The organism is Dysgonomonas sp. PH5-45 (assembly GCF_029893235.1).
Classification (GTDB): domain Bacteria; phylum Bacteroidota; class Bacteroidia; order Bacteroidales; family Dysgonomonadaceae; genus UBA1309.
On sequence record NZ_JARXWE010000001.1, the window covers coordinates 37,160 to 62,919 of the forward strand.

Consider the following 25,760-nt stretch of genomic DNA (forward strand, 5'->3'; position numbering starts at 1 on the left):
TTCATTATTCATGCTAAAGCTATACAGTACCGGAACAACCATGAAATTATTTCTTTTAGATGCCTATGCGCTCATATACCGCTCGTACTACGCATTCATCAAAAATCCGAGGGTAAATTCGAAGGGGCTGAACACATCGGCAATTTTTGGCTTTGTGAACACGCTCGAAGAACTTCTACGCAAGGAAAATCCCACACATATAGCCGTAGCTTTCGATCCCGCGGGGCCAACTTTCCGTCACGAGGCATACGAACAATATAAAGCCCAACGGCAAGAAACGCCCGAAGATATAAAGCGGGCTGTGCCCATCATCAAACAAATTATCGGCGCATACAACATCAAATTGGTTGAAGTGCCCCGTTACGAAGCCGACGATGTGATAGGAACATTGGCAAAGAAAGCTGAGAAACTGGATTTCAACATCTATATGATGACACCCGATAAAGATTACGGACAGCTCACCAGCTCCCGTATTTTTATGTACAAACCCAAATTTATGGGTAGTGGCTTCGATGTGTTAGACGATAAAGCGGTGATGGAAAAATATAATCTCACTTCTCCGATACAAATGATAGACCTGCTGGGATTGATGGGCGACTCGTCCGACAACATTCCGGGATGTCCGGGCGTGGGACTGAAAACAGCCGAAAAACTAATCACAGAATATGGCTCCATAGAAAACATACTGGAAAATACCCATCAGATGAAAGGGAGCATAAAAACAAAATTGGAAGAGAACAAAGAGCAAATCATTTTCTCTAAATTTTTGGCAACCATAAAAACCGATGTCCCTATCGATTTTGACGAAAAAGAATTTGAGCGAAAAAATGTAAACGAAAAAGAACTCGAAAAAATTTTCGAAGAGCTTGAATTCCGAAATCTCCTTAACCGAGTTTTGAAAAAAGAACCAAAACCCATCGTCACCAAAAATGTGCCTCAACAAGGCTCCCTCTTCGAAGAATTTACGAGCAACGAGACGGAAGAAAAAAAATATTCGAATCTCACGGAGTTAAAAGACATTCCTCATAAATATCATTTTGTTGATAATGAGGATGAAATGCGTCAATTATCGACCAAAATATCAGGTTGTGAATTTTGTTCGTTCGACACCGAAACCACCGGCGTTGACCCTATAAGCAGTCAGTTGGTAGGTATGTCGTTTGCCATGGACGAAAACGAAGCATATTATGTGCCCGTTTCCAAAAATTTTGACGAAGCGAAGAAACAAGTCGAAATTTTCAAAGATTTTCTCGAAAACGAAAATATTGTTAAAATAGGACAAAACATAAAATACGATATCGTTGTTCTGAAAAAATATGGAATCAACGTCTGCGGAAAACTTTTCGATACCATGATTGCCCATTATTTGCTGAATCCTGAACTCAGGCATAATATGGATTACATGGCCGAAACGTATCTCTCTTATCAGACCATACATATAGACCAACTGATTGGCGCACGCGGAAAAAACCAGTTGAATATGCGCGATATTCCACAAGAAAAGATCTGCGATTATGCCTGCGAAGATGCTGATGTAACCCTCAAACTAAAAAATATCCTTGAAAAGGAAATAGAGAAAAACAATCTCAGCAACCTTCTTTATAATATCGAGATGCCTCTCGTATATGTGCTTGCCGATATGGAAAATACAGGTGTATTGCTTGATACAAAAGCTCTTAAAGAGTCATCGACCGTTATTGCTAACGAACTTGTTGCCCTCGAAAAAGAAATCCACACAATGGCAGGAACCGACTTCAATGTAAACTCTGCAAAACAAGTGGGTGAAGTTCTTTTCGACAAAATGAAGGTGGTTGAAAAAGCAAAAAAAACCAAGACAGGGCAATACACCACCAGCGAGGAAGTGTTGGAAAGTATAAAAGACCGACACCCCATCATAGGCAAAATTCTGGAATACCGGGGACTGAAAAAACTACTCAGCACTTACATAGATGCCCTGCCACAACTTATCAGCCCGGTGGATGGGAAAGTACATACATCTTATAATCAGACTATTACAGCAACAGGACGTTTGAGTTCGAGTAATCCTAATTTGCAAAATATTCCTATCCGTGATTCGCAAGGTAAAGAAATTCGCCGTGCATTCATTGCCGAAGAAGGATGTACTTTCTTTTCGGCCGACTATTCGCAGATAGAACTCCGCATCATGGCACATCTTAGTCAAGACCGGAACATGCTTGATGCCTTCAATAGCGGAGAAGACATACATGCCGCCACAGCTGCCAAAATATATAAAATACCTATCAGTCAAGTAACTTCCGATATGCGCCGCAAAGCAAAAACAGCTAATTTCGGCATCATCTACGGCATATCGGTATTCGGCCTTGCCGAACGTTTGGGAGTGCCTCGCTCCGAAGCCAAAGAACTGATTGACGGATATTTCGATACCTATCCACAGGTGAAAGAATATATGGACAAAAGCATAAAAGTGGCACAGGAGAAAGGTTATGTAGAAACCATATTCGGCCGGAAGCGGTATTTGCCCGATATTAGTTCGCGCAACGCAATAGTAAGGGGTTATGCCGAACGAAATGCCATCAATGCTCCCATACAGGGCAGCGCGGCCGACATCATAAAAATAGCCATGAACAAGATTTATGAACGATTCAGGAAAGAAAAAGTACGTTCCGAAATGATTCTTCAGGTGCATGACGAACTTAACTTTAATGTCTGTAACGACGAATTGCCCCATGTGCAACAAATAGTGACCCAAGAAATGGAAAAGGCCACTACCCTCGTTGTTCCCCTGAAAGTAGATACAGGCACAGGAAACAATTGGTTGGAAGCACATTAAATAAGACAAGCAATAAATCATGCTCGATTTTCTGGTAGAATATGGCTATATAGGCTTGTTTTTAGCGTCTTTTCTGGCAGCCACTATCCTACCCTTCGGTTCGGAATTCGTGTTTGCGGGAGTCATAGCTTTGGGCCTCGATTCGTGGGTCTGCATAGCAATTGCCACCGTTGGAAACTGGCTGGGCGGTATGACAAATTATTATCTGGGAAGGCTCGGAAAAACCGAGTGGATAGAAAAATACCTGAAAGTAAAAAAAGAAAAAATAGATAAAATTCATACATGGCTCGAAGGCAAAGGCGCAGCGATGGCTTTTTTCAGCTTTCTGCCTGTTGTAGGCGATGTTATAGCCATAGCTTTGGGATACATGCGTGCGAATGTTTATATAGTAAACATCAGTATGCTGATAGGAAAATTTGCGCGATATTTGATAATAGCATACGGAATGAAACTTATTTTTTAAAGAAAAAAACAATATAATATTTAATAGAAATGGCAACCATATTATTCGATGAAATAGTTTTCGGCCCCATTCATAGTCGCCGGTTGGGTAGTTCGCTGGGAATAAATCTTTTACCTTATAACGGAAAGGTATGCTCGTTCGATTGTATTTACTGCGAATGCGGATATAACAAAGATTTCAGAACCAAGACTCCCCTACCCTCGCTCGAAGAATTTAAGGCGGCTCTGCATGCAAAACTCGAACAATTGAAAAAAGAAGGTACAACACCCGACGTTATAACCTTTTCGGGCAATGGCGAACCCACCATGCACCCGGATTTTGAAGAGATAATAGATTATACCATCCAAATGAGAGATCAGTATATTCCTACCACTAAGATAAGCGTCTTGACCAACGCCATGAATATTGGTAAGGAAAAAACATTCAACGCCCTCCGGAAAGTGGATAACAACATACTGAAACTCGACTCAGCTTTCATTGAAACCGTAAGGCTTATTGACCAACCCGTATCGGTAAATTACAGTGTAGAAAAGCAAGTAGAGTTGTTCAAAAAATTTGAAGGAAACTTTATACTTCAAACTATGTTCCTACGTGGTATGCACGACGGAAAAACAGTAGATAACACAACCGAAGCGGAAATATCGGCATGGATCAAAATAATAAAAGAAACCAAGCCTCGTGAAGTAATGATATACACCGTAGACCGCGAAACTCCCGAAAAAAACCTTCGGAAAGTACCCATCGAAGAACTAAAGCAAATAGCTAAGCGAGTGGAAGAATTAGGTATCAAAACCATTGTTGCAGGCTGATATTTTAACAAATTAAAAAAAGTAAAAAACATAATATGGTAACAATAATTTTGGCTCATCCTTGGCATGGCAGCTTCAATAAAGCCATTTTGGATGTTATAACAAAAAAATACGATATCGAAAATACTGATTATCAGATAATAGACTTATACAAAGATAACTTCAATCCGGTACTTACCGAAGCCGAACTGGAACTGTATTCGAAAGGTGAATATTTAGATCCCCTTGTTGGTAAATACCAAACAATTATAAAAGAAACAGACAAGCTAATCTTTATCTTCCCTATCTGGTGGAGCACTATGCCGGCAATACTAAAAGGCTTTTTCGATAAGGTATTGTTAGTAAACTTTTCGCACAGCTATGCCAATGGATGGACACCGTTGCTCAACATAAAAAGTTCGGTTGTTGTTACCACAAGCGAAAGCCCTACCGAAAATTTTAAAACATCTATCGAAAACAACTTCATAAAAGCTATGTTAAATCCTGTGGGAATCGGCAATACAACATGGATTAACTGCCAACAAACAAGCCATGGAAGCAACGAAAACAGAGTAGAGTTCTTAAATAAGGTACAAAAAACCGTTTAACACACATAACCAACAAAAAAGAATAGCCTGATAAGACGAACACTTATCAGGCTATTTTATTATAAGGAGAGCGTTTAATCTCTCTTATTTCATCTTATTCAATGTAGCGATACGTTTGTCAAGATTTGGGTGAGTAGAGAACAGTCTGTTAATTTTGCTGTCGGACGACGATGCGCCTGCTTCTTGTTGCAATTTCAACAAATTACCCAACGACGATGCCATAGCTTTTGGATCGGCACTTGCTTTTTTCATAAACTCAAAACCATATTTATCGGCTGCATATTCTTGTTTTTGAGAGAATTGTGCATTACCTAAAGCTTCGCTCAACTCGCCAAGTTGCGAATTGTTCAAAGAAGCAACCTTACCTCCTGCCGACGAAGCAGCATCTCTAAGAGCCGAAGCAAGTAACGCTGTTTTGAAAGCGTCTTTAGAATCTTTGTTGGCAACGTGACCTATTTCGTGGCCGATAATCGCCAGAATTTCGTCGTCGGTCATGATATCCATCAAACCGGCAAAAACACGAATACTACCATTAGCACAAGCAAAAGCGTTGATATCTACAACATAGTAAGCCTGAATGTCGAGCTTCATTCCATTAACTTCTTTAATGGGCACTCTTTCTACAATTTTAGCCAAACGGGTAGCTACGGCTTTCATTCCTGCGTCTTTGTCGGTTACTTTACAAAGTGGGTTATTAGCGTCCGACCAATCCATATACTCTTGCGCATAACCAGCAATTTCAGCATCGGTTAAGGTAAATGCTTTAGCTGTTTTAAGCGCCGCATTAGCTGTTTTGTCACTAATTTTAATTTTTCCGAATTGCGCATTCGCTGCAAGGCTGAATACAGCAACAAAACTTAATGATAGAAGAATTTTTTTCATTGTTAGTAAAGATTTTGTGTACTAATATATTTAGTAAATTAAAAAATGTTCTGCCTTGTTAAAAAACAATGCTACAAAGATAATTTAAAATATGTGGTAAATAAAAATAAATCCGTCAATTTATCAACCTGTTCCCAACGGATTATTATTTATATATATTTTTAAATTCAAAAAATTAATATCGTAGTGATAATAGACTGTTAATTGTGTTGATATTTAAATGCTGGTTTTCTTGTTTCTTTTGTTATTAAAACGAGAAGTTCGGCTTTCATTAGGTTATTAACTTCTACTTGTTTGGTTAACTTGCTTTGTGTTTGATATATTACAGTTTTTATTAAAATATTGTTGATAAACCTAAGTGTTCAAAAATATTGTTCGAATGTTTCGTTGTCTGTGGTTGAAAACCATATAAAACATCGTATGAAACATTTGTGTTAATTATTTTCGGGTATAGAAATCAATTTTATATATGAAAATATAATCCGGAAGTCAATGCACATTCTTTCATTTTTTATGTGGTATTTTTCAACAATATTTGAACATCGATTTGTTGATAAAATGTTTAAATAGGGTAGGGGAAAAGGAAAATATATAATGCGGTGCAAACGGTTTAGCATGGTATATTAAAGTATAAAATAAAATTAATGCAAATTACAGAAAAAACTTTGAAATACAGGCGAAAACAAAAGAGTTAAATTATTACAAGAAGTGTAGCCGGAGGGAGTAAAATTTGAATGCAGTAATATTTTTATATATATTTGGAAATATTTAACACACACTTTTTAAGTTTTAAACGTTTAAAATAAAGTAAACAGATTATTAATTAATATCGTTTTAAATCATGAAAAAATACTTTGCAGAGCTTATAGGTACAATGGTTTTAGTGTTGATGGGTTGTGGCGCGGCTGTTTTTGCGGGTGCCGATCAGCCTTTTGCCAGCGTAGGTACGTTGGGTGTGGCTTTTGCCTTTGGGCTTGCCGTTGTGGCAATGGCCTACTCCATTGGGAAGGTATCGGGTTGCCATATCAATCCGGCAATCACATTCGGGATGCTTGTATCGAAACGTATATCGGGTAAGGACGCGGCCATGTACATGGTTTTTCAGGTGATAGGTGCTATATTGGGTTCTGCCATACTATATGTATTGGCTAAAGATAGTGGTTCAGAAACTACCTTAACGGGGTCGAACGGTTATACCGAATTGCTGCCTGCATTTGTAGCCGAAACAGTGTTCACTTTTGTTTTCCTTATAGTAGTTTTGGGTGTTACCTCCAAGGGGGCATTAAACAACTTTGCAGGTTTGGCAATAGGTCTTTCGCTTGTGCTGATACACATTGTTTGTATTCCTATTACAGGTACATCGGTTAATCCGGCTCGTAGCATTGGCCCTGCTTTGTTCGATGCGATTGAAGGCGGTAAAGCCCTTTCACAGCTTTGGTTATTTATTGTAGCTCCGCTTTTGGGTGCGGCTTTGGCTGCCTTTGCATGGAAAGCGATAGATACAGAAAAAGAATAAAAAATAATTTCTACAATAAAAGCGCGGTTATCTTTGTTATGAAGATAACCGTTTTTTTGTGGTGGAATACTGTATTTTTGCAGTTTAATCAATATTGTTTGTACATGGATACATCTGGAGATATTTTTAAACGTACGGAGCTTTTGCTTGGTAGTGAGGTGATGGAAAAAATAACTCATACGCGCGTCATTATTTTTGGCGTGGGTGGGGTAGGGAGCTGGTGTGCCGAAAGCTTGGTGCGTTCGGGCATAAAGCACCTCACTATTGTCGATTCCGACAGTGTATGCGCCACTAACATTAACCGCCAGCTGATGGCAACTACCCGAACCGTTGGGCAAGCCAAAGTTGATGTACTGAAAACCAGATTGCTCGAAATCAACCCCAACGCCCAAATCGTTGCCTTGCAGAAGATTTATAGCGAAGATTCGGCCGCAAGCTTCGAACTTGATACCTACCATTACATTATTGATGCCATAGACAGCCTCCGGAACAAAATCCATCTGATACAGACAGCCACACGGACGCCTGCCGTCTTCTTTTCGTCGATGGGTGCGGCTCTGAAGATGGACTCTCAAAAAATCCGTGTCGATGAGTTCTGGAAGGTGAAAGGCTGCCCCCTCGGAGCCGCATTGCGCCGTAGACTTCGTAAGGCGGAAAAACCTGCAAAAAAATTTCTGTGTGTGTATAGCGAAGAAGTTCTTGAAAACAAAGGTAAAGATTCGTTTACCGAAAGCCCGAATCCCGATAACGCTCTCCACGATTGGAATGCCACGAAAGCCCAAACAAACGGCACAGTGGCACACATCACGGCGATTTTTGGTTTCACCCTTGCAGGTTTGGTTATGCAGGATATTTGTAAAAGTTAAAGGCACTGTATTTATTAATAAATATTTGATTTAAAGATAACAACGCTCATGAAAACTAATAAACATTTTCTTTTATTACTATTCGTCTTAATTTCGTTTTCGTCCTTTTCGCAAGCTCAGGAAGAAACAAAACCTGATTATATAACTAGTGGTTATTACCAACTAATATACGAAGCCGATATCGCCCGTCTTGAAGGGAAACCTGACCGTGCCTTTGAATTGTACAGCAAAGCTGAAAAGGTAGCACCCCTACTCAATCAAAGGGGATTTAATGAAATGATGTATTATGCTGAAGGGTTGATGAGAAATAGACAATTTGATAAAGCTATATATTATGCAAAAAAATTTGCTAAAGAGTATGGGGGCTTAGCTACAGAATTTTTTATGTTAAACGAAATTGACAGCCTGTTATATCAGGAATTATTGTTAGAGTATCCATCGTTTAACGATTCCATATTGTTAGAAATAGGAATGAGTTTCCAAGCATTTTATGACGACCCTGAACGCAAAGCTTTAGTGCAGGAATTGAAAGAAATGAAAGATAATGATAAACGGGTGCGACTAAAGACTGCTAATCTGACCGATGAAGAGAAGGACGAATGGGATAAAGTTGATGAATACAATGCAAAACGCTTTTTAGAGATAATAGAGCAATATGGTTATCCCGACGCACGGATATATGGTGCAAACATGACTGATATTAATTTTACTATTTCAGCAGGACTCCCTACAATGACAATGCATATTAGTGCGAGAAAGGATATTGAGGATGCGATTTTGCAGAATGTACGGGATGGTAAATGCCCCCCATCTACATATGGTTCTATAATTGACTACAAAATATTACATGAGCGCAATTATGGTGATCGCAACAAAAAATACATTTACGGCATATATACAGATACGCCAGAAGACCAAATAGAGGATTATGAATATTTGGATGAACGCCGTGCAAAAATAGGTATGCGTTCTCGTAAATTGGATAAGAGAAATAGTGAGTTGTTTCACGAAGATAATCCTGATATGAAATAAGCAAATGCGTGAAAACTTAAATTGATAATAACAATGAAAAAAATAATATTTATTTTGCTGTGTATTAATGTTTTTTTAATACAGAAAGTATTATCTAACGATGGTTACAACTACATTACCAGTGGTTATTACCAGTTAGTAAATGAGGCTTATCTTGCCTATTTGGAAGATAACGAGGATTTAGCTTTCCTAAAACTTCAACAAGCCGAGAAGGCTTGCCCCATTGTTGAACAGACGGAATACGGTGAAATGAGTCTTTATGCCAGATTATTGATTAAAAACAATGATTATGATAAAGCTGTACATTACATCAATAAACTGGCTACAGACTATGGTAGTATAGCTCTTTTTTTAGCAGAAGAAGATACTACCGATTATATTATGAAATTTAAAGAAAGCATAGATCTTCATGGTTTAATAATGGATATATACCCTAAATTTCAGGCATTTTATACCCCAGAACGGAAAGATCTTATAAATGAACTCCGGCAAATGCATGAAAATGACCAAAAAATTAGGGAGGATGCCAATAATAAAATTGAGAACCCTACGCTGGATTGGGACGAGGTAAGCCAACACAATGCCGATAGAATAATAGAGATATTGAAAATTCATGGTTATACAAACTATAGAGTAACAGGAGTAATGAATGGAGATTTGGGTAATTCGTTCTGGGTTCCAATAATACATGCTTCGGACATAAGGGAAGAAATCGAGCCAATGATATGGCGTTATGTGGAAACAGGAGAATGTACACCATATGTTTGGGCTTTCATGCGGGAACGGAAAACAGGAAAATACATCTATGAGGTATTGAACTGTAATAAAGAGAATAAAATTGATATCGAAGAGGTAAACAAGAACAGATTATCTATTGGACTCCCTACTTTAGACATGCAAGAGAAAATAAGTTCATTGAAAAAGAAGAGAAACAAAAGATAAGTTCTGAATAGTCTTCGCATCTTCAATTCAAGATACTTCGTTTTACTCAACATGACGAAGGGGGATTACTTTTTCTTTATAAGCCCCATGCGGGCGGCACGCAGGATATTGTTTTTACTGTTGAAAACGAATCGGAACAGTTTGTATTTGCCCGAATAAGAAGCTTTGGCAAGAGGATATAGGTTTCTGTCGTTAAGTTTTTGCAGGGTAGACAGAATGAATTTTTTTTCGGCTTGTGCCTGAATAAGGTTTATTATGATATCAACGGCGAGGAAATTGAGTTTTTTCTCCAAGCTCTGTCTTTGCAGTTGGTTTAAGGCGGTTTCCTTTAAGAAAAGGATAAGATTGTCGAGAACCGAAAAATAATCGGTAATACGCCTCTCGAAAAGGGCCGCATTGTTGGTTATAGAGCCACTACGCTGATAATAGGCATATACGGTGAGGTTTATGAAGGTAACCCGCTGGGCATACGTAAATACTTTGGGCAGGAAAACTTCGTCTTCGTGATATATTCCTTCGGGCATCAGCACAGGTGTTTCCTGCAAAAGGGTTCGCGCGAATAAGTACCAAACGCCGCCACTCAGGTTATATTTGCACAGGTATTCGGCTCCGGGCATCAACTTATTGTACATTTCCGGTTTTCGTTTTTTTTCTGCCATCTGCCTGTTATCGTAAACAAAAGCATAGTCAAAACCTATGATATCGAGCGGATTATTTTCGGCATAGCGAACCAGTTGGGGTAGAGTACCGGGGAAGAGGTAGTCGTCCGAATCGACAAAGAAGATATAATCGCCCTGTGCCAAACCTATCCCTACGTTGCGGGCTATGCTCAACCCTAAGTTTTGTTGGTGTATGGCACGGATGCGGCGATTGCTTTCGGCCAGTCGTTTTATTACGTCTGCCGATTCGTCAGTCGATCCGTCGTTTATGATAATAATCTCAAAAACATCTTCATCAATACCTTGACTGAGAATACTGTCAACACACTTTTCCAGATACCGGGCGGTATTATATACGGGTATGACGAAACTGATTACCATTAAATTTCGAATGCCGATTTATGAGGAAGTATTTCGTTGAATGCCTCTTGCAGTTTTTGGCTCATGGCCTCAAAGTCGGGTATGTCCAACCCATCGTTGAGGCATACTTGTTTGTATTTTTGAGTACGCACGGCGGTGCAAATATCGTCCAATGTTGATGTTTGTATCTCGAAGGTCTGGCCTGTTTTCAGAATATTGCGTGGGCAGAATTCGCCTTTTGCTATGTACCAAAACCTAAAAATCCACTGGTTCACATTGGTATGCGAGCGAAACTTAGCCAAACCTGTTGTGTTCAGTATATCGGGTTCGGCTTGCCATACTTCGGCAAATGTTTCTTTTCTGAAAGGGTGTGCCAGATGCGCATTGAGTAGCCCCGGAAATTTGTTCCACGGTAACAGCAGTAACGATTTCAGCAGGTATTTTCCGTACCGTAGGTTTATCCATTTGCCGAGGTTCTTTTTTATTGCTGTTTTTTTCGAAAAATTGCGGTTTATGACAAGAGTATTGTTGACAAATATTTCGGGATATTCTACCGGAAATATGGGATCTAATATAGCAAAATCGCAGGGTAGGCCATTACGGAAAAAATCGGTTGGAAGGGTTTTCCGTGTCAGAAACATATCGTCGTTGAAGTATATGAACTGAGAGCTTAATCCCTCTATACGATGAAAATTTGTTTCTATGGCATTTATATTGAAAGTGGGCAGGTATTGAGCGGGAATAAAATCGCTGTGTTTTACCCAGTTCAGTTTAGGATGATTTAGATTGAGCCATTCGGGTAGTTCGCCCGATGTAACAAAATGGATTTTCCTTACCCAAGGAGCAAACGTTTCGATACCGCGAAACCAATGCCGGAGAAGATTCCAGTCGCGAAAGCGTATTTCGCGCTTGTCTCCTTCCTTCGTACTATTGCAGAACTGTTTGTACCGTGCCTGCCATTCGGGGTTGTTTCCGTCTACCCATGTAAGTACTATATCTATATCGTTAGCTTGGTTCATTCTTACTTTTTAGGGGAATTAAGATTATGTAAAAATATAGATTATTTTAGATATTTCATATACCTTTGCTACAAATACGAGGTTAATCCTAATTTTGCGATATACTTGAATGAAAATTCTCTTACTGGGCGAATATAGCAATCTGCATTGGACACTGGCGCAAGGCTTGCGAAGCTTGGGGCACGAGGTAACGGTTGTCTCATCGGGCGATGGTTATAAAGGCTATCGGAACGATATACAGCTGAAGCGGAAGGGCTATGGTAAGGTAGATACACTGAGGTATGTGGCAAAATTGTTGAGGGTGTTACCTTCGTTCAGAGGGTATGATGTTGTGCAGCTCATAAATCCTTCTTTCCTGAATCTGCGCATCGAAAGGGAACTGAAAGCGTTTCATTTTCTGAAACGGAACAACGGAAAAATTTTTCTGGGTGCTTTTGGCGATGATCATTATTGGGTGAAAGCCTGTGCCGAAAAAAAGCTGTTCAGATATTCGGAGTTTGATATTCCCGGAAGAACCGATTATATAGCTTCTTCAAAAAAACTGATGCGCGAGTGGATAGGCACCGAAAAGGAACGTGTAAACAGACAGATAGCCGAACAGGTAGATGGCATAATAGCCTGTCTGTACGAGTATTATGAGTCGTACAAGCAGGATTTTGAAGACAAACTCGTTTACATTCCGGCTCCAATAAATACACACGAGATCAGTTATACACAACGTGGTATTGACAAGACGAACACTAATTTTTTTATAGGCATACAAAAGCATCGCACCGAATGTAAAGGAGCTGATGTGCTGTTGAGGGTTTTAGAACAGGTACACGAAAAATATCCGCAAAACAGCTCCCTACTGAAAGCCGAGTCTGTTCCCTATACCCGCTATATGCAGATGATGACAAACTCGGACGTATTGCTCGACCAGCTTTATTCTTATACTCCCGGCATGAATGCCTTGGGTGCGATGGCAAAAGGCTTGGTTGTTGTTGGCGGTGGCGAACCCGAAACGTATGAAATATTGGGCGAAACAGAGAATAAACCAATCGTAAACGTTTTGCCCGACGAGCAGGATATTTTCCGTAAACTCGAAAATCTGATAGCCGATAATGAGCAGATAGCCGATCTTTCGCGCCGCAGCCGGATGTTTATAGAAAAGCATCACGATTACGTGAAAGTGGCCCGGCAGTATCTCGATTTTTGGACTAAATAATATCCGTAGTGCATTTAGAAAATAAAAGCTAATTATTTGAGAAATAACATATATTCATTTCAGATTGTCATCCTGAGTGTAACGAAGGATCTTTAATAAAAAACACAGAGATTCTTCACTTTGTTCAGAAGGACAGATACTATAAGATATTTATAATAAGCTGTTTGTCATAAGTTCTCTAAATGCACTACGGGTTAAATAAAAGATTAAAATACGTTTATTTTATTGTATAAGGCATAGTTAATGCCTATTTTTGTTGATAAAATTAATCATAATCAAATAAGTAATGAGAAAACTGTTTACATTATCCGTGTCTATACTCTTGGCAGCATCTTCATGGGCACAAACAACAGGAAGCGATAGTAAAACAACTGATGGCTATCAATTTAAAGTAGTAAAAGAAAACCCCATAACGTCTATAAAAAATCAGGCGAGTAGCGGAACTTGCTGGAGTTTTTCGGGAATTGCGTTTATTGAGTCGGAGCTTATCCGTATGGGTAAAGGTCATCACGATCTTGCCGACATGTATGTGGTGCGCCGCAACTATGAAGATAAAGCTCAGAAATATGTACGCTTGCATGGTCGTTTGAACTTTGCCGAGGGAGGCGCTTTTTGCGATGTAGTGAATACCATCAACGAATATGGAGTAGTGCCCGAAGCCGAAATGCGTGGCATTAACTATAATGCGGGCGACACTCTGCACCGCCATGCGGAAATGAGTTCGGCTTTGAGTGGATATCTGAAAGCCATTATCCAAAATCCTAACAGGAAACTGTCGGCTGCATGGTTCGAAGGTTTTAAAGGCATCCTTGATGCTTATATGGGCAAAAAACCCGAATCGTTCCAGTATAATGGGGCTACATATACTCCTCAAAGTTTTGCAAAAAGTTTAGGATTGAATTCCGACAATTACATATCGTTAACCTCTTTTACGCATCATCCGTTTTATACTGCTTTCCCAATCGAGGTTGAAGACAACTGGCGTTGGGCAAATTCGTACAATCTGCCTTTGGACGAAATGATGCAAACGATGGACTATGCCATCGAAAACGGCTATACGATAGCTTGGGCTTCGGATGTGAGCGAAAAAGGATTCAGCCGTAATGGTATCGGTGTTATTCCTGACGAAGGTTCGTCCGATTTTGTAGGCTCTGACCAAGCACGTTGGTTGGGTCTGTCGGCCGGTGCGAAGAACGATTCTATCAGACGTAAAATTGAAGAAGGCCCTGTGAAGGAACTCACCATCACACAAGAAATGCGTCAGCAGGCATACGATAATTACGAAACAACCGACGATCATGGCATGCAGATTTTTGGTATAGCCAAAGACGTAAACGGAACAAAATACTATATGGTGAAAAACTCATGGGGACTTACCGGAAAGTATAAAGGTATCTGGTATGTTTCGGAGGCGTTTGTGCGATACAAAACAATGAACTTTATTATCCATAAAGACGCTTTGCCAAAAGATATTGCAAAGAAATTGAATTTGAAATAGACATGCCTTTAGCATAAATCTAATAAGGAGCCTTTTTTCGGAGGCTCCTTTTTTATATCTGTGTATGAGTGAATAGTTTATAAATGAGTGTGTGTGTAAAAGAGAATATTTGTACCTTTGCGGCACTGAAATTTTAAAATCTTATATAACAAATAAATACAAAAAAAAGATTATGGCAAAAGAACTATTACCAGACCTTCCGTATCTGGTGGCCGACATCAACCTTGCGGATTTTGGACGTAAGGAGTTAGACATAGCAGAACACGAAATGCCCGGACTGATGGCATTGCGTAAAAAATATGGAGCTTCGAAACCGCTGAAAGGTGCTCGTATTATGGGCTCGCTGCATATGACGGTACAAACTGCGGTTCTGATTGAAACCCTGAAAGAACTGGGCGCGGATATCCGTTGGGCGAGTTGTAATATTTTTTCTACACAAGATCATGCGGCGGCGGCTATCGCAGCGGCAGGCATCCCTGTGTTTGCATGGAAAGGTGAGACGCTTGAAGAATACTGGTGGTGTACCGAACAGGCTTTGCGTTTTCCGGGAGGAAAAGGCCCGCACCTCATTGTTGACGACGGAGGCGATGCAACCTTGCTTATACATACGGGGTATAAAGCCGAAGACGATGCCGAAATCCTTAACCGCAAAGCATCGAGCCACGAAGAACAAGTGATTCTTGATACCTTGAAGCGTATCTTGGCCGAAGACAATCAACGCTGGCATCGCACTGTTGCCGAATGGAAAGGCGTATCGGAAGAGACTACAACAGGTGTTCACCGCTTGTATCAGATGATGGAACGTGGCGAACTGTTGATCCCTGCTATTAATGTAAACGATTCGGTTACAAAATCGAAATTCGATAACCTTTACGGATGCCGTGAGTCGCTTGCCGATGGTATTAAACGTGCTACCGATGTAATGATTGCCGGAAAAGTGGCTGTTGTGGCCGGATATGGCGACGTGGGTAAGGGCTGTGCGCATTCTTTGCGTTCTTACGGTGCGCGTGTTATTGTTACCGAAATAGACCCTATCTGCGCTCTGCAAGCAGCTATGGAAGGCTTTGAGGTAACAACTATGGAAGACGCGCTCAAAGAAGGCAATCTTTTTGTTACAACAACCGGAAACCGCGATATTATCACTATCGACCACATGAAGTTGATGAAAGATCAGGCTATTGTTTGTAACATAGGTCACTTCGATAACGAAATACAAGTAGATAAGCTTGTTAACTTCCCCGGAGTTAAACACATCAACATAAAACCTCAGGTAGATAAATATACTTTCCCTACCGGAAATTCTATTTTCTTGCTTGCTGACGGACGTTTGGTGAACTTGGGCTGTGCAACAGGCCATCCATCGTTTGTGATGAGTAATTCGTTCACAAACCAGACATTGGCTCAGATAGAATTGTGGCAAAAGGATTACGAAGTAAACGTTTATCGCTTGCCTAAACATTTGGACGAAGAGGTTGCCCGCTTGCACCTTGACCAGATTGGGGTTAAACTTACCAAACTCTCTCAAGACCAAGCCGATTATATAGGTGTACCTGTTGAAGGTCCTTATAAACCAGATCATTACAGATATTAAGATAATATTTTATAGAATAGCAAGGGCTTTGCGATTAATTTATCGCGAAGCCCTTCTTTGTTATATTATAAAACACTAATTTTGTGTATCATATAAAAAATTATCACGATGGATTTTTTAGACCTTGTTAAGGAAAGGCAAAGCACCCGTAAGTTCGACACCAACCGCTTGGTCGAAAAAGAGAAGATAGAGCGCATTATAGAAGCGGCTCGTTTGTCGCCATCGGCATGTAATGCACAGCCTTGGCATTTTATTGTTGTTGACCAACCCGAACTAAAGGATAAAGTGGGCGATGCTGCCTCGGCAAAGTTGCTGGGGATGAATCATTTTACTAAACAGGCTCCTGTACATATCGTTGTTGTTGAAGAAAAGGTGAATATCACATCGGGTATTGGCGGAATGGTGAAAGACAAGCATTTTGCTTTTGTGGATCTTGGCATCGCTGCGGCTCATATTACCTTGGCTGCTCAGGCTGAAGGGTTGGGAAGTTGCATCTTGGGGTGGTTTAATGAGTCGAAGATGAAGAAACTGCTCAATATACCCGATTCACGCAGGGTGATTCTGGATATCATTATCGGTTATTCGGCTCAGGAACTGAGAGAAAAGAAGCGTAAACCTGTCTCCGAAACGGTTTCGTACAATTCATATAAAAGCTAATTGTGAGTGAATCAATAAATCAGATTACGTTAATGGATAATAATCAAAAAGAATATAAGGTTTTGTTCGTCTGTCTGGGTAATATATGCCGTTCTCCGGCAGGAGAGGGGATATTCAAAAAATTGGTGGAAGATAAAGGCCTCGCCCATCGGTTTTTCATAGACTCGGCAGGTACGGGAGGTTGGCATATTGGCGAACTGCCCGATGCCCGTATGCGGCAACATGGAGCACGCCGGGGATACGACTTCAACTCGCGGGCACGTAAATTTGATGTTCAGGACTTCGACGATTTCGATATAATCTTGGCGATGGACGATAGTAACTACAACAATATTATGCGCCTTAGCCCCGACTTGGAATCGGGGCAGAAAGTTTACCGGATGACGGACTTCTCCCGGAAATATAGCTACGACCATGTTCCCGACCCTTATTACTCGGGTGCGGATGGCTTTGAGCTGGTGTTAGACTTGCTGGAAGATGCTTGCGGAGGCTTACTCGAAAATATTTTAGAACAAGGAAACGATCTTCGTAAATGATACCCAATAAACTGAAAGGGGTTCTTTTTGTTCTTGCCGGAGCTATGAGCTACGGGGTGTTGGCTACATTCGTAAAACTGGGTGGCGAAGAAGGCTTTTCTACTGCCGAACTCACGTTTGCCCAAACTTTTCTGGGTTTTTTGTTTCTGTTTGTAGCTTATATTTGTTTACGGCTAAAAGGCAATACTTCGTCTGTACATATTCCCACAAAAAAGAATAAATTGCGGCTTGTTGCCGGCGGAATACCTATGGGGCTGAGTAGTGTATTTTACTACCTGTCGTTGGGTTATGTAGAAGTGTCGGTAGGTATTGTCCTGCTGATGCAATCGGTTTGGATGGGCACGGTTGTAGATATGGTTATAAACAAGCGAAAACCCACAGCGAGCCAGTTTGTGGCTATTGTGGTTGTGCTTGTGGGGACTGTTTTGGCAACAAGCCTGCAAAAGACTGATGTACACCTTGACGTCCGGGGGGTGTTCTGGGGATTGCTTGCGGCTTTGGCATACACTTTCAGTATGTTTACATCGAACCGTATAGCTATCCATAATTCCACGCTTTCCCGCTCCTTGTATATTCTGATGGGAGCCCTTATCACCGTTACCCTTGTGTGGGGATATTCGCTTACGCAGCAGTTCGATGTTTCCGTTTTTTGGAAATGGGGATTACTGCTCGCCATCTTCGGAGCAGTGCTTCCACCCCTTTTGTTTGCTAAAGGGATGCCACTTGCGGGGCTTGGCTTAGGCAGTATTTTGGCAGCTGTAGAACTGCCTGTTTCTGTAATGATGGCACACATATTTCTGCATGAGCAAACCGACGGTCTGCAATGGCTGGGGATAGTCCTTATCCTGTTGGCTATTACGCTGATGAACCTGTCTTTGTTCAAAAGAAAACGGGTACTTGGGTAAGTCTTTTTAATGCAAAGATTGCATTAAGTACCAAATCTATGCAAACAATTTCTTATTTTTGCCTTTCGTAATATTTTTACCTTATATTTTAGAAAAAAGTATGGATATAGCAAGTAAGTACAACCCTGCCGAGGTTGAAGGCAAATGGTACCAGTATTGGTTGGAGAAAAAATTCTTTCATTCAGAACCTGATAGCAGAGAGCCTTTCACTGTCGTCATTCCGCCTCCAAACGTAACGGGTGTACTGCATATGGGGCATATGCTCAACAATACTATTCAGGATGTGTTGGTGCGCCGTGCCCGTATGATGGGTAAAAATGCTTGCTGGGTACCCGGCACAGACCATGCTTCGATAGCTACCGAAGCTAAGGTGGTTGCAAAGCTGGCATCGGAAGGGATTGATAAAAACAGCCTTACCCGCGATGAATTTCTGAAACACGCTTGGGAGTGGACCGATAAGCACGGTGGCATCATCCTGCAACAGTTGCGTAAGCTGGGAGCTTCGTGCGATTGGGACAGGACTTGCTTCACGATGGACGAGCCACGTTCCGAGAGTGTATATAAAGTCTTTGTCGATTTGTATAACAAAGGCCTTATATACCGTGGTGTACGTATGGTGAATTGGGATCCACAGGCAACAACGGCTCTTTCGGACGAAGAAGTTATCCACAGGGAAGAGCACGGAAAACTATACTATCTGCGCTATAAAATTGAAGGCGAAAACGGCTATGCGGTGATAGCAACAACCCGCCCCGAAACAATTTTTGGCGACGTTGCCGTATGTATAAACCCCAACGATGAAAAAACAGCCTTCCTGAAAGGCAAAAAAGTGATTGTACCCCTTGTGAACCGTGTAGTGCCTATTATTGAGGACGAATATGTGGACACGGAATTTGGTACAGGTTGCCTGAAGGTAACCCCCGCCCACGATGTGAACGACTACATGCTGGGCGAAAAATATAACCTCGAAGCAATAGATATCTTCAACGATAACGGAACGCTCAACACAAACGGTTTGCAGTACGAAGGTATGGACCGTTTCGATGTCCGCAAGCAAATAGAAAAAGACCTTGAAGCAGGCGATTTGCTCGAAAAAACAGAACCCTATACCAACAAGGTAGGATACTCGGAACGTACCAATGTGCCTATCGAACCAAAGCTTTCCATGCAGTGGTTCCTGAAAATGGAAACCCTTGCCAAACCGGCAGCCGAGGCTGTGGCCAACGATACCATTAAGTTCTATCCCGCAAAATATAAAAACACGTACCGCCACTGGATGGAAGGTATCAAGGATTGGTGCATAAGCCGCCAGTTGTGGTGGGGACATCAGATTCCGGCATACTACCTGCCCGAAGGAGGTTATGTGGTTGGGGAAACACCCGAAAAAGCATTGGAAGAGGCCCGCAAAAAAAATCCCGCGTTGCAGCAATCCGACCTCCGGCGCGACGAAGACTGTCTGGATACGTGGTTCTCGTCGTGGCTGTGGCCTATTTCGGTGTTCGACGGAATAAATCATCCCGACAATAAGGACATAAGTTATTACTATCCTACCAACGATTTGGTAACAGCCCCCGATATTATCTTCTTTTGGGTGGCGCGTATGATTATGGCAGGGTACGAATATCGCCAGCAGGCTTGTTTCAGCAATGTGTATTTCACGGGGATAGTGCGCGATAAGCTGGGGCGCAAAATGTCGAAACAGCTCGGTAACTCGCCCGACCCGATAGAACTCATGGATAAATATGGAGCCGATGGTGTACGTATGGGCTTATTGCTTACTGCCCCTGCCGGAAACGATATTCCGTTCGATGAAGCGCTTTGCGAGCAAGGACGTAACTTCAACAATAAGATATGGAATGCTTTCCGCCTGATAAAAGGGTGGGAGGTAGACTCTGCGGCAGAACAACCCGAATCGGCAGCTATTGCCGTCAGATGGTTCAAATCGGTTTTGGCAAAGACGGTAGACGAAATGAATGATTCGTTCGGAAAATATCGCCTGTCGGAAGCCCTGATGAATGTCTACAAACTGTTTTGGGACGAGTTTTCGTCATGGTATCTGGAGATGATTAAACCTGCTTATCAAAAGCCGATAGATGCGGCAACGTACCGGGCTACGTTAGACTTCTTCGACTCGCTTTTGCGTTTGCTCCATCCTTTTATGCCTTTCATCACCGAAGAGTTGTGGCAAGCCTTGGAAGAACGCAAAGACGGCGAAAGCATCATGAATACGGATATGCCTCGTCCTACGGATTTTGAAGGAGACTATTTGTCGGCGTTCGATGTCGTAAAAGAGATTGTGTCGGGCATCCGTACCGTTCGTTTGCAGAAAAATATTCCTAATAAGGATGTTTTAGAGTTGAATGTTGTAGGTAGTTTTGATACGGCTTTTGCCCCTGTGGTAAAGAAGATGGGTAACCTTTTGGCAATAAACGGTGTGACTGAAAAACCGTCTGCCGCTTCTTCTTTTATGGTAGGTACAACCGAGTTTGCCATACCGCTTGGCGACAACGTTAATGTAGAGGAAGAACTTGCCAAGATGGAAGAAGAACTTAAATACACCAAAGGATTCTTGAATTCTGTAATGAAAAAACTGAGCAACGAGCGGTTTGTTGCCAATGCTAAACCCGAAGTGGTTGAAATGGAACGTAAAAAACAAGCCGATGCCGAGAGCAAAATTAAAACGCTCGAAGAAAGCATTGCCGGCTTACGGAAATAAGAATAAAGCTATATTGAAAAACCTCTCGATGATCCGTTTCAAAGAGAGGTTTTTCTTTTTATTACCTAAACCAATGCTTTTACCTTATACTATATATTCCATGTGTTGCTTATTCAACATAACAAATTTATATATGGATAGTATCCTGTGCAACAAAAATCGACAAACTGCTAAAATGAATCGACATAAAGTATGAAATAATCATTCGTCTGGAGTATTGCTAAACGGTATTCGGGAAAAATGGTTATTTTTGTTCGCTTCTTTACTTTTTCGGGGTGAAGAAAAGAATTCGATAACAAAACATCCGTCTTATATATATGGTGACCGCAAAAGATATCCAAACCCAATTAGAAGGGTATTCAACCCCTGAAAAAAGGGATTTTCTTCCTTACTTTTTTAAGACAGGAGAAGGACAGTATGGCGAGGGCGACAAGTTTATTGGAGTAGTTGTTCCCGATACCCGTAAGGTTGCCAAGGCAAATAAACTAATGCCGGTTGATGAAATCGAGAAACTTTTGCAGAGCCAGTATCACGAATGCCGGCTGTGTGCCTTGCTGATTCTGGTAGAGTTATTTAAGGGCGCAAAGAAGGATGAGAAAAAGAAAATTGTAGATTTTTATCTGGCCAATACCGAACGTATAAATAACTGGGATTTGGTTGATCTCAGTGCCCGTGATATTGTGGGCGAATATCTGGCAGATAAAACAGACCGAAGCGTTTTGTACAATCTTGCCGCAAGCAGTCTGCTTTGGAATCAGCGAATTGCCATCATATCTACTTTCGCTTTTATAAAGCAAAACGATTTTGAAGATACCGTCCGTCTTTCGGAAATATTCCTCACCCATAAGCACGATTTGATGCACAAGGCAACAGGCTGGATGCTCCGGGAGGCAGGCAAACGCGACAAAGAGGTATTGATAGCGTTTCTCGACAAGCATTACCGGGCAATGCCACGGACTATGCTCCGGTACGCAATAGAAAAGCTTTCGCCCGAAGAAAGGGCTCATTACATGAAGAAAGATTAATAAAATCGATATAAAATTCTTAATGGTTAACTATCAGTCATATACTTTACAGAATGGCCTCCGTTTGGTGCATAAACATAATACAAGCAGGGTTTCGTATGCCGGTTTTATAGTCAATGTAGGCACTCGCGACGAGGCCGACGATGAGTATGGAATGGCTCACTTTATTGAGCATATGCTCTTTAAGGGCACAGCCAAACGGACATCCCGCCACATAATAAATAGGGTAGAGGCCGTAGGTGGGGACTTGAACGCTTATACCAATAAGGAAGAAACGGTTCTTTATTCGGCCTTTCTTGAGGAAGATTTCGAAAGGATTTTTGAACTGTTGAGTGACATGATTTTCAGCTCCGACTTTCCGCAGAAGGAGATAGACAAAGAAGTTGAGGTTATTATAGATGAGATAAATTCGTATGAGGACAGCCCTTCGGAGCTTATTTTTGATGAATTTGAAAATCTTTTATTCAGAAGCACACAGTTCGGGCATAATATTTTGGGCACAAAAGAATCTCTGTTGACTTTCGATACTGAAAAAGCAAAGCGATTTTTCTCGAAATACTATGTTCCTGAAAACATGGTTTTTTTCTCGTATGGACAAACCAAGTTCGAAAAAATTGTCCGTTTAGCTGAAAAATATCTGGCAGGAATATGTTCCTCGCCACGAAATACAGAGAGGATAAAACCTGCGAATAATGTGCCATCGGAAGTAAAAGTGAATAAGGAAACATCGCAGGTGCATGCTATAATAGGCGCAACGGCATATACCCTGCACGATCCTAAAAGACATGCCCTTTATTTATTGAACAATATTTTAGGGGGGCCGGGCATGAATAGCCGGCTTAACTTGTCGCTCCGCGAGAAAAAAGGATATGTATATAATGTGGAGTCGAGTATCTCGTCTTTTAGCGATACGGGAATGTTTTCTATCTACTTTGGTACGGATGAGAAAAATTTCGGAAAATGTATCGAATTAGTATATAAGGAATTGGATGCGCTTTGCAGAGGAGGGCTGACGTCCCGACAATTCCAAACAGCTAAAAAACAGCTGTTGGGACAGATTGCCGTCCATAGCGACAATAACGAAAGCATAGCCCAATCGTTGGGGAAAAACTTTTTGCACTACAATCATTTTGATAGCCCCTCGGAAACTTACAGCAAGATAAATTTGATAAAAGAAGACGATTTATTTGCCGTAGCAAACGATATTTTTCAAAAAAATAAACTATCTTGCCTCATATATTTGTAAATTTGATGAAAGCCCATTTGCTCATCGATAGTCTGAAATGTGTTATATAATACATGTTTTGGAGGCGTTACGACACAAAAAATGTCATCCGCACATCAATTTAACAAATATATAAACTATATTTGCATAGTTTTACAGAAAATATATTTTTAAATTAAAATTGAAGGTTATGAAAAAATTATTTCTTACTCTTGCTCTTGCTCTTGGAGTACTAACTGTAAATGCTCAGGAAGTTGGACAATTCTGGGCTGGTGGGTCGTTAGGTTTTAGTATGAAAAGCATTAAAATTGAAAATGAAGCTATTACTGATACAAAATCTAAATCTTACACTTCTTTCAAATTTGTTCCTGAAATAGGATATGTTATTACAGAAAACTTAGGAGTAGGAGTAAATTTAGGATATACTCATGTAGAAGACGTGAGAAACTATAATGGAATAGAAGCGCCAACCAGAGAAGATGGTTACCTTTTTGGAGCATTTGCACGTTACACTTTCTTGAAAGGCGATCTTGGTAGTCTTTTCGTTGACGGTGGTGCTACTTACTCTTATCTTGAAGGAAAAAGAAAACCATTCAAATCAGAAACAACAGATTTGGAAATTGGTTTCCGTCCGGGTGTTGCCGTTAAATTGTCAAACACATTGGCTTTGACCGGAAAACTTGGTTTCTTAGGTTACAAACATGAGAAATCAGTTTTGAAAGGAGTAAAAGACAGTAAAGTTAGGGATAACAGTCTTGGTTTTGACTTCGATATGTCTCAATTCCAATTTGGTCTTAGCTTTATATTCTAAATAAAATACACTTTAAGAACAAAATTTCAGACATTATAGCATTCTATAATGTTGATAACTAAAAAAAGAAGACAATGAAGAAATTATTATTTACTCTTGTTCTTGTTCTTTGTGTATTTTCGATGAATGCACAAGAAGTGGGGCAAACATGGGTAGGAGCAAATATTGGTATGACAACTCATGCTCCTAAATTGGCCGGAAAAAGCCAAAAAGATGTAACCGGAGTTAAAGTATTGGGTGAAATAGGTTACAACCAAACAGATAAATTTGCTTTTGGACTTAAATTTGGTGTTGTAACAACATCAGGAGCATACGATCTTTTTGATGGAGATAAAGGTTACAATTTTGTTGTTGCACCTTTTGCTCGTTATTATGCGTATAAATTTGACCGCGGTTCTGTTTTTGTTGACGGAGGTGTGGAATATACTCATGGTAAAAACAAAAAATCTAAAGCCGAAGCAGACTATTTTAACGTAGGTTTTCAACCCGGATTTAATTTTGGTATTTCAGATAAACTTAGTCTTACGGCACGTGTTGGTTTCTTAGGATACAAACATATTAACGAAGATCAAGCCTTTCTTGATAATGAAGGACACTATTATGATGGCGGAACTAAAAAAACAAATACTTGGGGATTTGATTTTGATCTAAGCCAAATTCAGTTTGGTGTTAACTACGTATTTTAATTAAAAATATCAGATAGTCTATCCTTTTTAGACAACCAGTAAAACAGCCGGAAATATGCATTTTTGTATATTTCCGGCTGTTTTATTGTAAGAAAAGTAAATAGCTGGCATAAAAAATTAAAGTATGTTTTAAACGGAATGTAAAGTTATATCTTTAATTTATGTTTGTTGTGTAATATAAGTTTTCTGTGATGCTTGTATTCACATCTCTGAATTTGTTTTTAATAACTATGTATTTCCGAATAGTATGATAGACGATAATTTGAAAACTGAAGAAAAAATTAGAATTGCTGCTCGTGGAGAGTTTCTTGAAAAAGGTTTTAATGCTACCCGGATACGTGACATCGCAGAATTGGCCGAGGTTAATGTTGCTCTGGTGAATTATTATTTCCGTAGCAAAGAAAATCTGTTCGATATTATAATGTTCGATTGCATGCAAGATATGTTTTCGTTTCTGAATAAGATAGTAAATAATGAACAGACGAGTTTATCGTTCAAGATACAAGAAATAGTGAAGAGCTATGTCAATATGTACAAAACAAACCCTCATTTGCCGTTATTTGTTTTTCGCGAAATACAGACTAACCCCGACCGTTTGATAAGAAAAATAGGAATACCACAGGATAGTATGCAAAATAGCTATTTCTTTAAGCAATTGGGCGACCATATCTCTAAAAAGAAATTAGGTATAACACCTTTACATGTATTCGTAAACATAGTTTCTCTGACTATTTTGCCGGTTGTCGGTAAATCGTTTATTTTTAAAATGTGTACCTTCGAAAATGAGGAATACGAAAATTTTGTAAACGAAAGGGAAGCACTTGTTCCTGAATGGATCAAGGCAATGTTAGATTTGGATGAATAAAAGACAATACATAAAAATATTCTGGAAAGAAGTTATGTTTGCTTGAAAAGTTAATGTATCTTCGTAATAGGTGGTATTATTGATTTTTAAA

23 protein-coding genes are annotated in these 25,760 nt (G+C 40.3%); 20 read left to right on the forward strand and 3 right to left on the reverse strand.

From position 1 onward, the window contains the following. The first annotated feature begins 40 nt into the window (after positions 1 to 40). From polA to M2132_RS00160, 4 genes are read left to right on the forward strand one after another with little or no spacing between them, the layout of a single operon-like run. On the forward strand, positions 41 to 2,812 hold the full coding sequence (polA, locus tag M2132_RS00145) for a DNA polymerase I (RefSeq protein ID WP_280670069.1): 2,772 nt from the start codon (positions 41 to 43) through the stop codon (positions 2,810 to 2,812). Positions 2,813 to 2,831: 19 nt separating this feature from the next. Next, complete coding sequence (locus M2132_RS00150) at positions 2,832 to 3,275, forward strand: YqaA family protein (RefSeq protein WP_280670070.1); 444 nt, start codon at positions 2,832 to 2,834, stop codon at positions 3,273 to 3,275. Positions 3,276 to 3,304: 29 nt separating this feature from the next. Next, a complete protein-coding gene (locus M2132_RS00155; protein WP_280670072.1) occupies positions 3,305 to 4,084 on the forward strand; it encodes a radical SAM protein in 780 nt (259 codons plus the stop codon). Between the two features lie 35 nt (positions 4,085 to 4,119). Then, a complete protein-coding gene (locus tag M2132_RS00160) occupies positions 4,120 to 4,671 on the forward strand; it encodes an NAD(P)H-dependent oxidoreductase (RefSeq protein WP_280670074.1) in 552 nt (183 codons plus the stop codon). Between the two features lie 84 nt (positions 4,672 to 4,755). On the opposite strand, the gene M2132_RS00165 is transcribed toward M2132_RS00160, so the two are convergent. After that, positions 4,756 to 5,553, reverse strand: coding sequence for a M48 family metalloprotease (locus M2132_RS00165; RefSeq protein WP_280670076.1), 798 nt, complete (start codon positions 5,551 to 5,553; stop codon positions 4,756 to 4,758). A gap of 841 nt (positions 5,554 to 6,394) precedes the next feature. On the opposite strand from M2132_RS00165, the gene M2132_RS00170 reads away from it, so the two are divergent. From M2132_RS00170 to M2132_RS00185, 4 genes are all read left to right on the forward strand, one after another. Beyond that, positions 6,395 to 7,069, forward strand: a complete 675-nt coding sequence (locus M2132_RS00170; RefSeq protein ID WP_280670078.1) for an MIP family channel protein — start codon at positions 6,395 to 6,397, stop codon at positions 7,067 to 7,069. Between the two features lie 104 nt (positions 7,070 to 7,173). Continuing rightward, positions 7,174 to 7,935, forward strand: a complete 762-nt coding sequence (locus tag M2132_RS00175; RefSeq protein ID WP_280670080.1) for a tRNA threonylcarbamoyladenosine dehydratase — start codon at positions 7,174 to 7,176, stop codon at positions 7,933 to 7,935. 48 nt (positions 7,936 to 7,983) lie between these two features. Continuing rightward, positions 7,984 to 8,967 carry a hypothetical protein gene (locus M2132_RS00180; protein WP_280670082.1) on the forward strand — a complete coding sequence of 328 codons (984 nt, stop codon included), beginning with the start codon at positions 7,984 to 7,986 and terminating at the stop codon, positions 8,965 to 8,967. Positions 8,968 to 9,000: 33 nt separating this feature from the next. Next, positions 9,001 to 9,909, forward strand: a complete 909-nt coding sequence (locus M2132_RS00185; protein WP_280698171.1) for a hypothetical protein — start codon at positions 9,001 to 9,003, stop codon at positions 9,907 to 9,909. A 65-nt stretch (positions 9,910 to 9,974) separates the two neighbouring features. Here the strand turns inward: M2132_RS00185 and M2132_RS00190 are convergent, their stop codons facing one another. Beyond that, on the reverse strand, positions 9,975 to 10,949 hold the full coding sequence (locus tag M2132_RS00190; RefSeq protein ID WP_280670086.1) for a glycosyltransferase: 975 nt from the start codon (positions 10,947 to 10,949) through the stop codon (positions 9,975 to 9,977). Next, the gene (locus tag M2132_RS00195) at positions 10,949 to 11,947 is read right to left on the reverse strand and encodes a stealth family protein (protein ID WP_280670088.1); all 999 of its coding nucleotides are present in this window, start codon (positions 11,945 to 11,947) and stop codon (positions 10,949 to 10,951) included. The genes M2132_RS00190 and M2132_RS00195 overlap by 1 nt, the downstream gene beginning before the upstream one ends. 109 nt (positions 11,948 to 12,056) lie before the next feature. Between M2132_RS00195 and M2132_RS00200 the strand changes: the two genes are divergently transcribed. From M2132_RS00200 to M2132_RS00255, 12 genes are all read left to right on the forward strand, one after another. Further along, positions 12,057 to 13,154, forward strand: coding sequence for a glycosyltransferase (locus M2132_RS00200; RefSeq protein WP_280670090.1), 1,098 nt, complete (start codon positions 12,057 to 12,059; stop codon positions 13,152 to 13,154). 286 nt (positions 13,155 to 13,440) lie between these two features. Then, entirely contained in the window at positions 13,441 to 14,652 is a 1,212-nt protein-coding gene (locus M2132_RS00205) for an aminopeptidase C (protein WP_280670092.1), read from the forward strand. Positions 14,653 to 14,824: 172 nt separating this feature from the next. Further along, entirely contained in the window at positions 14,825 to 16,243 is a 1,419-nt protein-coding gene (gene ahcY, locus M2132_RS00210) for an adenosylhomocysteinase (RefSeq protein WP_280670094.1), read from the forward strand. Positions 16,244 to 16,351: 108 nt separating this feature from the next. Then, positions 16,352 to 16,900: a nitroreductase family protein gene (locus M2132_RS00215; protein ID WP_280670096.1), complete on the forward strand. Its 549-nt coding sequence runs from the start codon at positions 16,352 to 16,354 to the stop codon at positions 16,898 to 16,900. 32 nt (positions 16,901 to 16,932) lie between these two features. After that, a complete protein-coding gene (locus tag M2132_RS00220) occupies positions 16,933 to 17,436 on the forward strand; it encodes a low molecular weight protein-tyrosine-phosphatase (RefSeq protein ID WP_280670098.1) in 504 nt (167 codons plus the stop codon). Next, positions 17,433 to 18,341, forward strand: a complete 909-nt coding sequence (locus tag M2132_RS00225) for a DMT family transporter (protein WP_280670100.1) — start codon at positions 17,433 to 17,435, stop codon at positions 18,339 to 18,341. The genes M2132_RS00220 and M2132_RS00225 overlap by 4 nt, the downstream gene beginning before the upstream one ends. A gap of 100 nt (positions 18,342 to 18,441) precedes the next feature. Next, complete coding sequence (locus M2132_RS00230) at positions 18,442 to 21,057, forward strand: valine--tRNA ligase (protein ID WP_280670102.1); 2,616 nt, start codon at positions 18,442 to 18,444, stop codon at positions 21,055 to 21,057. Positions 21,058 to 21,374: 317 nt separating this feature from the next. Beyond that, positions 21,375 to 22,082, forward strand: coding sequence for a DNA alkylation repair protein (locus M2132_RS00235; RefSeq protein ID WP_280670104.1), 708 nt, complete (start codon positions 21,375 to 21,377; stop codon positions 22,080 to 22,082). A 22-nt stretch (positions 22,083 to 22,104) separates the two neighbouring features. Continuing rightward, positions 22,105 to 23,328 (forward strand): pitrilysin family protein, encoded by a 1,224-nt coding sequence (locus tag M2132_RS00240; protein WP_280670106.1) that lies wholly within the window; start codon positions 22,105 to 22,107, stop codon positions 23,326 to 23,328. Between the two features lie 169 nt (positions 23,329 to 23,497). Beyond that, positions 23,498 to 24,118 (forward strand): outer membrane beta-barrel protein, encoded by a 621-nt coding sequence (locus M2132_RS00245; protein ID WP_280670108.1) that lies wholly within the window; start codon positions 23,498 to 23,500, stop codon positions 24,116 to 24,118. A 74-nt stretch (positions 24,119 to 24,192) separates the two neighbouring features. Then, a complete protein-coding gene (locus M2132_RS00250; protein WP_280670110.1) occupies positions 24,193 to 24,804 on the forward strand; it encodes an outer membrane beta-barrel protein in 612 nt (203 codons plus the stop codon). Positions 24,805 to 25,051: 247 nt separating this feature from the next. Then, positions 25,052 to 25,669, forward strand: coding sequence for a TetR/AcrR family transcriptional regulator (locus M2132_RS00255; protein WP_280670112.1), 618 nt, complete (start codon positions 25,052 to 25,054; stop codon positions 25,667 to 25,669). The last annotated feature ends 91 nt before the right edge of the window (positions 25,670 to 25,760 follow it).